Origin of the sequence: Candidatus Koribacter versatilis Ellin345 (genome assembly GCF_000014005.1) — a bacterium.
GTDB lineage: Bacteria > Acidobacteriota > Terriglobia > Terriglobales > Acidobacteriaceae > Korobacter > Korobacter versatilis_A.
Map to the genome: position 1 here is coordinate 218,664 of NC_008009.1, position 13,299 is coordinate 231,962.

A 13,299-nucleotide genomic window follows, 5' to 3' on the forward strand; every position below is an offset into this window, starting at 1 on the left:
TGCACGATCGCTTACAAGGGGTACGGATATCCCCTTGCCAAGGCCTTCTCAAGGTCCGCATCGTACCCATAGAGATCGTCGAAAAAGTGGACGGATCCATCTTCCTCGGCGACCGCAGTGCCATAGAGAATGAGCACTGGCACTGGCTTCGACAGGTTGACCTGGACGTTGTCCGGTCCCTTTTGCATCGCGGCGCGGACTCTTTCCACCGTCCATTCCGGTTTGTCCTGTAACGCCCAGGCGCTCAACTCGGCCGGCTTTTCTACGCGAATGCAACCGTGACTGAAGTCCCGCCGCGCTTGCGAAAACAGCTGCTGCGAGGGCGTGCTGTGCAGGTAGACGTTGTATTGGTTGGGGAAGATCAGCTTCACCAGACCCAGTGCATTGGTGGGCCCCGGCTTCTGCCGCACCGCGAGCTTCCCCGCACGCAACTGCTGCAGCACCTCATCGCTGATGGTGCCTGAGGTCACGACCTGCCCAGCCTGCGTGGTCACTTCGTAGTTCTTCTTCGATATATAGTCGCGATCGCGCTGAATGGCGGGCACAATCTCGGAACGTTGAATGCTCGGCGGTACATTCCAGTACGGACGGAAAACAACGTACTTCATTTCGTCGTCGAAAACCGGCGTCTCGTGGCGGAGCGCTTTGCCCACCACCACATTCATACTCAACACAACCTTGTGGTTCGCGTCATAGGCTCGCAGGCGGAACTCCGGAATATTCACCACCACCGGAGGTTGCGGGAACTCCTGCGGCAGCCACCGCCAGCGCTCCAGGGTCAGGCGCAACTGTTCCACGCGGGTGCTTAGCGGCGTATTGAGTTCCTTCACGGTTTGGGCTCCCAGGCGACCATCAGCTGTGAGACCATGGCGGGACTGGTAACGCTTCACCGCATCCACCAATGGCGCCTGGTAAACGTCACCGGCCGGGACAACCGCATCGGCCGGCAGGTCACCGAGCAGGTGCAGCAAACTCGTAAGGCGCGGTATCCCCGCATAGGGCTTTCCTGGATCAAGGGCCTTCGTCGGAACGGGCAACTGCTCACCGTTGTCCTGGCGCGCCAGCTCTATGTAGCGTTGCAGCCAGGCCTGCGTCGCTTTGTAGCCGGCGAATTGAGGTTGCACCGCCGCAAGCTCCGCTTCAACGTTCTGGCCGTTCACCAGGCGTTGGGTCAGGAATTGCGGGAGATCGTATTTCGCGCTTCTTCCGGTGAGTGCGAATTTGACGTGCGTCGGATTGACCCTCCCGATATGCAGGTCGGAGATGTAGCGCATCACGCAGACGGTGAGTGCCGTGTCGAACCGTGCTGCCGCAGCCGGCTGGCTCAGCTGTTTTGTCCGATCAGCCCATCGGGAAGCGTCGTAGTCTTCCGCGTTCAAGCCTTTGCCGTCCGCCTGTTTCAAAATCTCGATGATCGCCAGCGCCTGGGGTGTGGTCTGGCCGCCACGAGTCCAAGCTAGGTTGTACCCAGAGGACTCGTAAAAGGTCTGCACATAAGCGCGGTAATCCGAAAAATCCGGCCACCGAAGGTCGGAAAGCTGCCCCGCGGCAACAATCTCACGCAGCGAGCTATCGGCAACAGTCGGTCCGCTGGTTGCGGCCTGAAACGTCTCGCCGCCTGGAAGGAGGGCCTTGCCCGTCGCGCATGCACTCGTCGCGAGGATCCCAACCACACACAAGCCGAACGTACACCCGCGCACAAAAGCACATCGGGCAAAGCCAAGGTTCATCATCGCGGTATCGTCCGTTCTTTTTGCGGCAAGCTTGCGTTGTGAATCCGTGGCCAGTAGGCAGTCAACGTAGACGATGTTGGCCTTGCTCGTGCGCGCTCTTGCGTGCTGCGCCGTTCCCAAAACGTGAGAGATTATAGACCGCGAGTCGCGCGACACGCTGATCAGCGACTCCTCATTTCGGGTGCCCAAACCAGGCGTACTGCCACCCTACTGATAGGTTCTTATAGTTCCCGCCGAAGCGAACATAAGCCCCGCTGTTGAAGCTGACCTTGATCGACTGGGACTTCGTCAGCGGAAACGATCCCGTACCGCCAATGCGCGACGCGGTCTGCCGGGTACCGTTGACCGGCACATTGTTGTTCGACGCCTGCCCTCCGAACCAGAAGTTACCGTCGAGCGACGCCCAGAGAAGAGGGTTGCGCGTGAAATTGCGGCTGAGATGTCCCTCGAAAGACCCGATCGGGCTCAACGATTGGACGGCCGGAGGAGGGGTAACTGAGAAAAACTGCGAGTTGTCGGTAAAGAACCACGCACCGGCATAAGCGTCGAGCACCCACTTTTCGCTAAAGCGCCGCGAATAGCCGAACTCCGGCTTGAAGGCCCAACGATTGGTGCCCCAGTTGATCAGCAAATCCGGGTTGTACTGGCCGGTGGGAGCCACAACCTTCAGGCTCACACCCAGCAAAGTTTTCTGCTTCCACTTCATGAACTCCGGCAGTTCCATCGCAGGTCCGCCCTTGAGGTTCACGGATACCCGGTACACCGAGTCCAGCAGGCCGGATCGGTAGCCGTTGCGCTGTCGGCCAAGCACAAGGCCCTCAAAGTTCCCGACACCGTAGGGCAGCGCGGCGAGGAAGTTGGCGGAGCGGCCAAAGAAGTTGAAGGAGTGATAGTAGGCGACCGACGGCACACTGAACTCGCCGGACCCATCGGTAATCGGAACAACATTGTTGAAATCAAGCGCACCGTTGAAATAGGAGTAGCTCATCGTGATTGCGTTGCCATGGAGCGGAGTGATCAGGTAGGCCCGAGGCGTCAGGTCTTGGGCATGAGCCCCGCGCGTCACAAGCAGCGCAAATACGAGTACCAGCACACGGCTGACCCCAGCTACCGTGCAAGGCAACGTTGGCCAGTGAAATTGTGCACGGGACATAAGGGGACGGCCTTCTCGATGGCAATGCTAAGAACGCCGCGCGAAGATTTCAGCTAGGAGAATTGCCAGTGAGGGGCGGCAGCTCGAACTGATTCTCGGCAAGGGTTGTTCACTCGGTGACCCACGTCACCTCCACCCGTGTCCGCCGTCACATATTTCGTGACACGACCCAGCTACCATGCCTAACTGGGGCATTCGCAAACGCAATGCAAGCTCTTTGAAAACTAAGGCCCGACTTCCGTCCAGATCTCTCACGACAACTAGCAACCCCTTTGTTTAGAATATTTTGCCTCTAACTCTTTTCGATTGAAGATTTTGCGGAGTATGTATCAGCTAAGCCTAGTGTTTTTAATATTTTGCAATTTTAGAAGGGGGAGGGGGTACCCACTGGCTTTCCCCAATTCCCTTCGTGTTTTCCTTCGTGCCCTTCGTGTTAAAAGGTTTTTCCGGAAAGAAAAAAGCCCGCTGGGGAGCGGGCACCAGTACTGCGCCAATCGAATTTAGTTAATGCCGTGGATCTTCATCTCCACCAGCTTCTCCAGCGAAAGATCTTTCAATCCGCGTTGCTGCATGCCAGCGATATAGTCCGGAGTAACGCCGTGAATTCTGAGTTCCACCAGCCTTTCCGGCGATGGATGCTTGTAGCCCAGCTTCTCGATCTGCGAGATGAAATCCGGCGTCACGTTGAAGATGCGGAACTCGACCAGCTTCTCGAGCGGTAGGTTCGAGTAGCCGGCGTTCGCCATCTGGTCCATGAACTCAGGCGTGGCGCCATGGATGCGCAACTCCACGAGCTTGGCTTCGTCAGCCTGGTAGCCCCGGGCTTTGATCACCTTCGCGAACTCGGGCGTCACTCCATGAATGCGGAACTCAACGAGGCGTGAGCTCTCGTTGGCCGGAAGGCCGGCATCGCGCATCTCGTGCACGAACTTCGAGTCCACGCCGAAGATGCGGAACTCGATGAGCTTGTCAGTGTCCAGCGCGCGCAGGCTGAGGCCCTGCATCTCCTTCGCGAAGGCGGTGCTAACGTCCATCACTGCCATCTCGTATTGTTTGTCTTCGTCAATGCCGCGGAACCCGAGCTGCGACATCTGCTGCGCGTAGTTCGCATTCGCAGTGAAATGGAAGATGCCGGCGCCCTCCCCATCTTTCAGGAACCCATCGCATTCAAAGGTTCCCGCGTCACGCGCGATGGTGAACTTCACGTCATGCCGGGCAGCGGTGTTCAGGTCGAGTCCCTGGAACGTGGCAATCGGCCAGTCCGACGAGTTTTGCGAGTGGTGTCCCTTGCTGGACTGCATCAGCGAGAACTCCACCTTGCCGGCCACATCCGATTTACGCATCGTCCAGTCGCCGCTGTCGCGCGTCCCCGCGAGGAGCGATATCGTGCTTACAAGGAATATCGTTACAACAATCAGAAGTTTGGAAATTCTATTCATTTGAATTTCTCCTCGGAGGATTGCGTCTTACAGCACGCCTGCGTTTTTTAGTTGGATCAGTTTGTCGAGATCGAGGTCTTTGAAGCCGTGGCTCTTGGCCTTCTCGATGAACTCCGGCGTGACTCCCTGGATCTTCGCACCGATGACTTCATCGGCATCGAGGTCCTTAAAGCCCGCGTTCTTCATGGCGTTCACATACTCCGGTGTTACGCCCTGGATCTTCATCCCGACGAGTGCATCGGAATCGAAGCGCAAGCCAGTCGCCTGCATCCCGCGCACGTATTCCGGCGACACACCCTGGATCTTCATCGCCAGCAAATCATCCGGATCCGCCTTCACGCCGAGCTTGCTCATTTCGCCCGCATATTGTGTGGTAACGCCCTGGATCTTGAAGCCGATGATGGTGTCGTTATCGATGCCCGGATACGCAGCGCGCATCTGCTTCACGTAGTCGGGTGTCACACCCTGGATCTTCAGCCCAATCAGGTCGTCGGCGTCCATCTTCATGCCCGCGGCCTTCATCTCGCGCACGTATTCCGGCGTGATTCCCTGGATCTTCATCGCCACCAGTTGATCCACGTCGAGATTGTCGTAGCCCGCGGCCTTCATCGAGTCGATATAGGACTGTGCTGGAACATTGGACCGAGTCTCACCGTTCGCCTGCCACAACATCGGCATTGCGCCGATCGCTGGCACATGCACACTGATCGCGGGCACGGCCACGTGGACCGCCGGAACCGCAACATTCATTGCTGGTACGGCGAAGTGCGCCATCTGCGGTAGTTGCACGTTGACCGGCGGAACGTTCACGGTGATTGCTGGTACGTGTACATCCATCGGAGAGATCATCGTTCCATCCGCAAGCCGCGGCAACGACGACACCGGATTCACGTTCACCACCACCGGTTCCGCATCGACATTCAACTCGATCGGCTCCTGCGGCGTACTCACTACCAGAGCTTCCTGCGTCTGGGTCGTATTGGCTGCCTGCGCCTTTGCCCCGGTTGCGATCGAACTCGCCGCCAGCACCAGCCCCGCGACGACCAATACTCCCAGCACCGAGCTCCCGGTGCGAATCCCTTCCCGTTCTTCCGACATTCCCAACAGTCTCCTGACCCGCGCCTTGAGCGGGCTTCCATCCGCACCCATAGCGAACTGCGGCGTCAGCCGCACGCTTTCCAGGTGCGTCAATGCATGTACGTATTCCAACCGGTTGCCGCAGACCGAGATCGCCGTATCGTCGCAGCAGTTCTCGCGTTCCGTGCGGATGCGCTTGTTCACCCACCACACCGCCGGGTGATAGAAGAGCACCGTCTCCGCGAACACCTGGAACAGGTTTACGAAGTAGTCGAGCCGCCGAACGTGCGCGAGCTCATGCGCAACGATGGCCTCAATCTGCGAATCCGTGAGTCCGGTGAGCGCCGAAACCGGCAACAACACAATCGGACGAATCCCACCAACCACCGCCGGTACCTGCAACGCTGCCGAGCGGCAGAACTTCACAGCGCGCGAAATCCCCATCCGTTCCTGCACCGCGGTACAAAGCTCAAGCAGGTCGTCCTGCACCGGAGTCTTGGCAACGCTACGAAGCCGCTGCACCAGCAGGAAGCCGCCCGCGCTACGTAGGCTGAACACTACGACGCCTACCAGCCACAAGCGCACTAGCCACAACATCAACTCCGGCTGCGTATCGTTGGAAACCGGAGACGAGTGATGATGTCCGTTAACCGGTCCAAGGGTGGAAACCACCGGAGTCTGCGCAGAGGTGTCAGCCGCGAGATCGAACGCCATCGCCTCATCGGCGCGCTGTTGCAGGAAGTAGTACGTCCCGAAGGGAAGCGCGACCATCACGATAAGTGCCATCACTGCCGCAGCGTAGCGCATCGACGCCTGGTGGCAGAACGCCAGTGTCATGGACAGCAGCGCCGCTACGATTGCGCCCTGCCACAGGAAATGCAGCAGCGCCCAGCCTGTCATGCGGATGATCTCTGGGGAAAGATGCAATGTCATGGCAACTTCCTTTCGTACTCGTCGAGGAGCCTGCGGATCTCTTCGATCTCTTCGTGGGATGCTTTGCGGCCAGAAAGCGCGTGCAGTACCAACTCGCTGGCCGATCCACCGAAGACCTTCTGCAGCATGTCGCCCGCAAGTTGGCGCTTGGTGCGCTCGGCAGGCAGTACGGCTTCGTAGATGTGCGCGCGGTCGTGTTCGTTGCGCGTTACGGTGCCTTTGACGGTCATAATCTGCAGCAGTTTCAGCACGGTGGTGTAGCCGACCGGCTTGCTCGCGCCAAGGGTCTCGTGAACATCTTTTACGGTGGAGGGGCCGCGTTCCCACAACACGTGGAGGATTTCCAACTCCGACTGCGTGGGTGCCTTCAGGGTCTCGCGCTTCATAGTACAAAACCGTACTACGAATGACTTCGTAGTGTCAACGAAAGTCTTCGTACTCCGCTCGAAGTTGGGACGAACGGTTTATGGAAGGGACGAGCCGAACCGCCTACAAGGCCCCGTAAACCGGCACTGCCGCGCCATGGATGACTTTGCCGTCATCGCTCAAAAGGAAGAGGATGACCTTTGCGATGTCTTCCGGCTTCGGCCACTTGGAATAGTCGGCGCCCGGCATGGCGTGCCGATTCGCTGCGGTATCAATGATGCTCGGCAGGATCGAGTTCACCCGCACGCCGGTTCCGCGAAGATCTTCGGCAAGCGAATCCATCATCGCCAATGCCGCGGCCTTCGAACTGGCGTAAGCGGAAGCGCCGCCCGCATGGTCAACCGCTGCTTTCGCCGCGATGTTCACGATCGCTCCGGATTTCTGTTTGAGCATTGCGGGGATCACGGCGCGTGCCAGAGAGTAACCGGCGCGTAGGTTCAGCGTGAACATCTTTTCGAAAGTCTTGGTCTCGAGTTCCCAAAGCTTGATGCCGCCCGCATAGCCGCCGATAGTGTTGATCAGGAAATCGAGCCGGCCGTATTTGCCGATGATGTCCGCCACGAGGTTTTGCGTTGCCGTTTCGTCAGTGACATCAATGTGGTGCCCTTCGATCTGGCGATCAGCCGCCGCCGTGCGCAATGCGTTGAACTCTTCGGGAATGATGTAGGTGACGACCACCCGCGCGCCTTCCGCCATTAACGCGAGGGAAACCGCTTTTCCGAGGCCACCGGTGCCGCCCGCGACCAGCGCAGTTTTGCCGTCGAAACGCATGCGTATCGTCCTTCGATTCTGGGATTGGGTCGGCGGTGAAGCTGATGAGATACTGGCGCGCCCTGAGGGGCTCGAACCCCCGACCTACTGATTCGAAGTCAGTCGCTCTATCCAACTGAGCTAAGGGCGCGCGGTGATGATCATATACCACTGCGGCTGCTCCACTCTACGCGAAGCGTAGGGTAGGGCATTTCTTTTCCAAGCGCGGAATTACAGAATGTACCGCGACAAATCCTGGTTCTTCACGATGTGAACCAGAGCATTGCGCACGTACTCCGCGTCCACGGTTACATTCTTGTTTTCCAGGTCCGGCGCGGAGAAGCTGATCTCGTCCAGAACTTTTTCCATGATCGTGTGCAAACGTCGTGCACCGATATTCTCGGTGCCCTCATTCACAATCGCCGCGAAGTTCGCGACTTCGTCCAGCGCATCGCGTGTGAACTCCAGCTTCACGCCTTCGGTCTCCAGCAGCGCTGTGTACTGCTTCACCAGCGACGACTTCGGCTCGGTCAGGATCTTGATGAAGTCCGCAACGCTCAGCGATTGCAACTCCACGCGGATCGGGAAGCGCCCCTGCAGTTCCGGAATCAAATCGCTGGGCTTCGATACGTGGAACGCGCCCGCGGCGATGAACAGGATGTGGTCGGTGCGCACCATGCCGTAGCGAGTGTTGCAGGTGGTGCCTTCAACGATCGGCAGGATGTCGCGCTGCACGCCCTCGCGCGAAACATCAGGCCCATGGCCGCCTTCGCGGCCGGCGATCTTGTCGATCTCATCGAGGAAGATGATGCCCGATTGCTCCACGCGTTCCACCGCTACGCGCTGCACCTGCTCCATATCGATGAGTCGCTGCTCTTCTTCCTGGATCAGATAATCGAAGGCTTCGTTGACTTTCATCTTCCGCTTCTTGGTGCGCGAGCCGAAGATGTTGGGCAACATGTCCTTCATGTTGATGTCCATCTCTTCCACGCCCTGGTTCGAGATGATCTCGAAGGCAGGGAAGTTCTTCTCGCGGACATCGAGTTCCACGGTGCGCTCGTCGAGCTTGCCTTCACGCAGCTGCTGACGCAATTTTTCCCGCGTGCGGGAACCGCCTCCGTCGCCCGGCAACTCCAACTGTCCTTGCGTGAATCCGGCACCCGCTTCGTGCGCAGCAGCCGGCTGCGGTGAACTCGGAAGCAGCAAATCGAGCAGACGCTCTTCGGCGTTCATCTCGGCCTTGTCGGCCACATCGTCGAGCTTCTCTTCGCGGATCATGTCAATCGCGATCTCGACCAGGTCTCGGATCATCGATTCCACGTCGCGACCTACGTAGCCGACCTCGGTGAACTTCGATGCCTCGACCTTCAGGAAGGGCGAGTTCGCCAGCTTTGCCAACCGTCGTGCGATCTCGGTTTTGCCCACGCCGGTGGGCCCGATCATGATGATGTTCTTCGGAATGATCTCTTCCGCGAGATCGGGCGTCAGCCGCTGCCGGCGCATGCGATTGCGGAGCGCGATCGCTACCGCGCGCTTGGCTTCGTGCTGGCCCACTACGTACTTGTCGAGTTCCGCCACGATCTCGCGCGGCGTCAGCTCGTCGAGCATTACCTGTTCATCATCGGTTGTTGCGGGAAGATAAATTGCCACTGCCTTATAACTCCTAAACTCTTTGCTCTGTCATCCTGAGCGGAGCGGCGAAGCCGCGAAGTCGAAGGACCCCTATCGACTCCATAAAACTATTTCTTCGCTGCCTTCGCACGGTTCTCTTTCCGGATTACCAGCTTCAGCCCCGACCACGTCTCATCAATCGCGCAAACTTTTATGTCCACCAATCCCAGCTTCAGCGCGAAATTGCGGATCGGGTCCTCGGTCAAATCCGTTTGAACACCGGAAGCCTTCTTCGGCCACGCGATCCAGATCATGCCGTCCTGCTTGATACGACTCGCCAGTCCCGGCAGATGTTTCTGAAATTGCTTGGCGTCGGTCTCGAAGGCGACGACTACATCCACATTCTTCGCCGTAGACCCGACAAACGCCGCGCCTTCGGGCAGCGCACCTAGCGCCTTATCGAAGCTCGGCGGCTCGCTGACGGTGGCAATCCGGTGTCCCGGCTTGATGCCGAGTTTTTGCACCAGCGGAGTTCCGGAATAACCAGCCATCGCGTTCCTCCCGCTTTGCTAGAGTTCTTCGATCGTGACCCTGTCGTTGGTATAAATGCAGATCTTGCCGGCGATCTTCATCGCCTCTTCCGCAATCTGCCGCGCGTCGAGCGTGCTGTGTTCCAGCAACGCAGTCGCTGCCGCTGTCGCGTACGAGCCACCACTTCCGATCGCGGCAATGCCGGTATCGGGCTCAATCACATCGCCCTGGCCGCTGATCAGGAACGTCTGGTCCTTGTCGGCCACGAGTAATAAGGCTTCGAGTTGGCGCAGCATCTTGTCGGTACGCCAGTCTTTGCCGAGTTCCACGGCGGCTCGGCTCAGGTTCCCGTGATACTGCTCGAGCTTCGACTCGAAGCGCCCGAAAAGCGAGAACGCGTCGGCCGTAGATCCGGCAAACCCGGCAATGATCTTGTCCTGGTAAAGACGACGGAGCTTACGGGCATTGTGTTTAATCACCCCTTCACCCAGGGTGACCTGCCCATCGGCAGCCATGACAACTTTGCCGTCACGGCGCACGCACAAAACTGTAGTGGATCGCACTAAACGCTTGGAAGACATGAGGCTAATCTTTGATTATATCAGCGGGAAAAGGATGCAGCCGCAGGCTAGGGATTGCCCGAAACGTGGGTGTTGACCGAATGTGTGTGTCCCAAAGAAGTGCCCAACCTTTCCGGCTTCAGCCGGAGGGCGGGAGGAACTGCTGCTAAGACCTTGGGAAGGATGCAAAGCCAGCGCTCCTAAGGGTGCAACTGTATGTTTACATCCGTCATGTCATGCTCAACTTGAACGGCCACATCTTCAAAATGCGGCTTGCGCCACGCATGAAAAGGCCTCCCAAAACCTGCGGGTTCCTTTGGGCCAAACAGGCCCATATCCAGCTTTCCGTTGTCGTTTTTGTCTTCGTAAGCGCTTACGGCCCACCGACCCGCAGCAACTCGAAACGTGAAAGCTGGAATTGCACCCGGAGCAATGCGGAGTTCCTGAACAGGATTGCGTAGAAATCCATCGGCGTCCCACAAGGCGACATACACGGCATGCTTGCCGGAAGCGCCCTGAATGTGCCCAGAGACCAGGACTTCCCGTTGTGCGAAAGAACCCGTTGAAAGCATCACCAACACCGCACCCAAAACAGCGTTGCGGACAAATCCAGGAAGCCACACCTCGTGGAAGTCATCACCTCTGAATCGCATAGACCTCCAGGGCAGAGGTGATGGATCTACCGTCTTCCCCGTCTTCCAAAGCTAGGTCGCCGTTCCACCGGCGCTGCTCCCTTGTAGTCCTTGGGATACAGCACCACGTGCCGACCCGCCGCTTCACCCGCGCTTTCGGTGCGTAGATCGGTTTCGCTGCGCAGCGCGATGTGCACAATGCGGCGCTCGCGCGACGACATCGGCGCGAACGAATACGGCATGCCGCTGTCGCGAACTTTGGCGGCAGCATGTTGTGCGGCCATCTTTAGTTCGTCGAGGCGCGTGGCGCGGTAGCCCATCGAGTCGAACTGTAGCTGGTCGTGTTCGTCAGGAGCGAGCCGCAGCATCTCGATGCACACAAACTCAAGCGAGCGCAGCAGTTCGGCGTTGCGCTCCAGCAGCAGGCTGCTGTCGGGTCCCGAGAGCTCGACGAGAATTTCCGGAGCCGTGAATTCCTTGTGCGGCTGCGGCGGATCCACGGTGATGCGGTACTTCAGGTGAAGGTTCCCCTCGCGGATCACCGTGTTAAGAAGTTCGCTGACTTTCTTGGCTGCGGCAACTTTGTCGTCAATGGGCATAAGTGAACGCGTCAACTAGAAATGCAAACTAACTAGTGTACCTAAAACTCTGTCATCCTGAGCGGAGCAGCGCGAAGCGTTGCGGAGTGCCTACTCTTTGCCTTTCAGGCGCCGCTTGTTGGCTTGTTTCGCCCTTACCGCGGCAATCTCTCTCCCCAACTCTGTCTTGTTCATAATGAACTGCTGAGCAAAGCCGATGATGTTGCCCACAATCCAGTACAGCCCCAGTCCCGAGGCATAACGCAAGCTGATCCAGCCCAGGAACGCCGGCATCATGATGGTCATCATCTTCTGCTGCGCGGGGTCTATTCCGGCCTGCGGCGTCATGCGCTGCATCAGGATCGTGCTCGCCACGATCAGTACCGGGATGATGTACAGATGGTCTGGTCCCGAAAGATCATGCAACCAGAACCAGTTCGCCTGGCGCAGCTCAATCGCTACCGCCAGCATGCCGTAGAACGCGATCAGGAACGGCATCTGGATGACCAGCGGCAGGCAGCCACCCACCGGGTTCACGCTGTGTTGCTTGTAAAGCGCAGCCATTTCGGTGTTCATATCGGCGCGCTTCGGGTCGTTCATCTTGTACTTCTTGTACTTTTCCTGGATCGCCTTCATCTGCGGCTGGATCTTCTGCATCTTCAGCGCAGACTTCATACTGCTCAGTCGCAACGGCAGCAGCACCAGGTTGATGATTACCGTCAGGATGATGATCGACCAGCCCCAATTCGGCACCCAGTGATCATGCGTCCAGCGCAGCCACAGGAACAACGGCTTCGCAATGAAGCCGAGATACTTTCCAAAATCGACAACCTTCGATAAGTCGGGCCCGTTCGGTTGTCCCGGCGCGGCGTTCGACTTCACCGACTCAAGGATGTGTAGGGCCTTTGGTCCCACGAACAGCCGGGTCACCGTTGGCCCGCTCAGGTCGCCGACCGCAGAGCCGATCACATCCACCGGCTGCGTCTTGTTCGGATCGGGTTTGTCCAGATCCGCCGGAATCTTCAGCGTGTTATGCAGCGTGACCATGCTCGCCGCCGGCGGATTGTCCGGTAGGAAGAGCGCCGCGAAGTACTGGTCCTGCGCGCCCGCCCAGTTGAATGGCCCGCGCAGCGTTGCGCCGCCGACGATCTTTTTGCCCGTCTGGCGCTCAACTTCGCCGCTGTTCTCATACGCGATGGCTTGCAGTGCGTACGAGGTCGGCTGCACGTCGTCGCCAAAGCCGCTCGGCCATGCCGGAAGCGCTGTGACGTTCGATCCGCCGCGCGTAACGCTGGTTTCGACGCCAACCACGTAGCCGTTCGTGAAACGCAGCGTCTTCTTCGCCGAGAGATCGCCGTCGGAGAACTCAAACGTCAGCTCGCCTGGGACCTCGATTCTGCCGGTCGCGCTTGCCACATACATTGCGTCGTTGAGCTTCGTTGTGAGGCCTTGGTCATAGGTGAAGAACGAGAGCGGATACCCGAATTGCTTCGCCGCTTCCCGGTTCACCAGTTCCAGCGGATTGCCGTGGTCATCCTTGTAGTTCTTCAGCACCCACGACTTCACCTGCGCGCCGCGATTGGTGAAGACGATTCGTGAAACTGCGTTCTCGACGACGGTCTCGGTCTCGGCCTGCGCCTGTTTCGCGACGGCAGGTGTCGCGACCGCCGGAGCGCTAGCAGCCGGTTGTGAAGTCTGCGCCGCAACGGGCGCACTCTTTTGGTTCTTGTCGTCTTGCTTCTTGGGTATGTTCTTGAAAAACACAGTCTGCCCAATCACGATCATGATGAATGTGAGCGCGAAAATGAGCAGCAGCTTGCGTTCGCTGCCGGGTTCTTGCTGAGGGTTCTTAATTTCCGCCAAAGGTTTCTACCGT

General features: G+C 58.4%; 12 protein-coding genes and 1 tRNA gene. All 13 read right to left on the reverse strand.

Annotated elements, in window-relative coordinates; translation table 11 throughout:
- Nucleotides 1–11 precede the first annotated feature (11 nt).
- On the reverse strand, nucleotides 12–1,733 hold the full coding sequence (locus tag ACID345_RS01050) for a L,D-transpeptidase family protein (protein WP_148209971.1): 1,722 nt from the start codon (nucleotides 1,731–1,733) through the stop codon (nucleotides 12–14).
- 172 nt (nucleotides 1,734–1,905) lie between these two features.
- Nucleotides 1,906–2,886: a transporter gene (locus ACID345_RS01055; protein WP_011521014.1), complete on the reverse strand. Its 981-nt coding sequence runs from the start codon at nucleotides 2,884–2,886 to the stop codon at nucleotides 1,906–1,908.
- A 500-nt stretch (nucleotides 2,887–3,386) separates the two neighbouring features.
- On the reverse strand, nucleotides 3,387–4,325 hold the full coding sequence (locus ACID345_RS01060) for a hypothetical protein (protein ID WP_011521015.1): 939 nt from the start codon (nucleotides 4,323–4,325) through the stop codon (nucleotides 3,387–3,389).
- 27 nt (nucleotides 4,326–4,352) lie between these two features.
- On the reverse strand, nucleotides 4,353–6,335 hold the full coding sequence (locus ACID345_RS24970) for a M56 family metallopeptidase (protein WP_011521016.1): 1,983 nt from the start codon (nucleotides 6,333–6,335) through the stop codon (nucleotides 4,353–4,355).
- Entirely contained in the window at nucleotides 6,332–6,721 is a 390-nt protein-coding gene (locus ACID345_RS01070; protein WP_011521017.1) for a BlaI/MecI/CopY family transcriptional regulator, read from the reverse strand. Before ACID345_RS01070 ends, ACID345_RS24970 begins: the two co-directional genes overlap by 4 nt.
- A gap of 103 nt (nucleotides 6,722–6,824) precedes the next feature.
- Nucleotides 6,825–7,532 (reverse strand): SDR family NAD(P)-dependent oxidoreductase, encoded by a 708-nt coding sequence (locus ACID345_RS01075; protein ID WP_011521018.1) that lies wholly within the window; start codon nucleotides 7,530–7,532, stop codon nucleotides 6,825–6,827.
- Nucleotides 7,533–7,585: 53 nt separating this feature from the next.
- Nucleotides 7,586–7,662: transfer RNA gene (locus tag ACID345_RS01080), tRNA-Arg, on the reverse strand.
- Between the two features lie 80 nt (nucleotides 7,663–7,742).
- A complete protein-coding gene (gene hslU / locus ACID345_RS01085) occupies nucleotides 7,743–9,161 on the reverse strand; it encodes an ATP-dependent protease ATPase subunit HslU (protein WP_011521019.1) in 1,419 nt (472 codons plus the stop codon).
- Nucleotides 9,162–9,250: 89 nt separating this feature from the next.
- Nucleotides 9,251–9,673, reverse strand: a complete 423-nt coding sequence (locus ACID345_RS01090; protein WP_011521020.1) for a DUF3052 family protein — start codon at nucleotides 9,671–9,673, stop codon at nucleotides 9,251–9,253.
- Nucleotides 9,674–9,691: 18 nt separating this feature from the next.
- Complete coding sequence (hslV, locus tag ACID345_RS01095; protein ID WP_408609948.1) at nucleotides 9,692–10,243, reverse strand: ATP-dependent protease subunit HslV; 552 nt, start codon at nucleotides 10,241–10,243, stop codon at nucleotides 9,692–9,694.
- 170 nt (nucleotides 10,244–10,413) lie between these two features.
- A complete protein-coding gene (locus ACID345_RS24975; RefSeq protein WP_049761599.1) occupies nucleotides 10,414–10,866 on the reverse strand; it encodes a DUF2141 domain-containing protein in 453 nt (150 codons plus the stop codon).
- 26 nt (nucleotides 10,867–10,892) lie between these two features.
- Nucleotides 10,893–11,444, reverse strand: coding sequence for a protein jag (locus ACID345_RS01105; protein ID WP_011521023.1), 552 nt, complete (start codon nucleotides 11,442–11,444; stop codon nucleotides 10,893–10,895).
- A 90-nt stretch (nucleotides 11,445–11,534) separates the two neighbouring features.
- On the reverse strand, nucleotides 11,535–13,286 hold the full coding sequence (gene yidC / locus ACID345_RS01110; RefSeq protein ID WP_011521024.1) for a membrane protein insertase YidC: 1,752 nt from the start codon (nucleotides 13,284–13,286) through the stop codon (nucleotides 11,535–11,537).
- Nucleotides 13,287–13,299 lie beyond the last annotated feature (13 nt).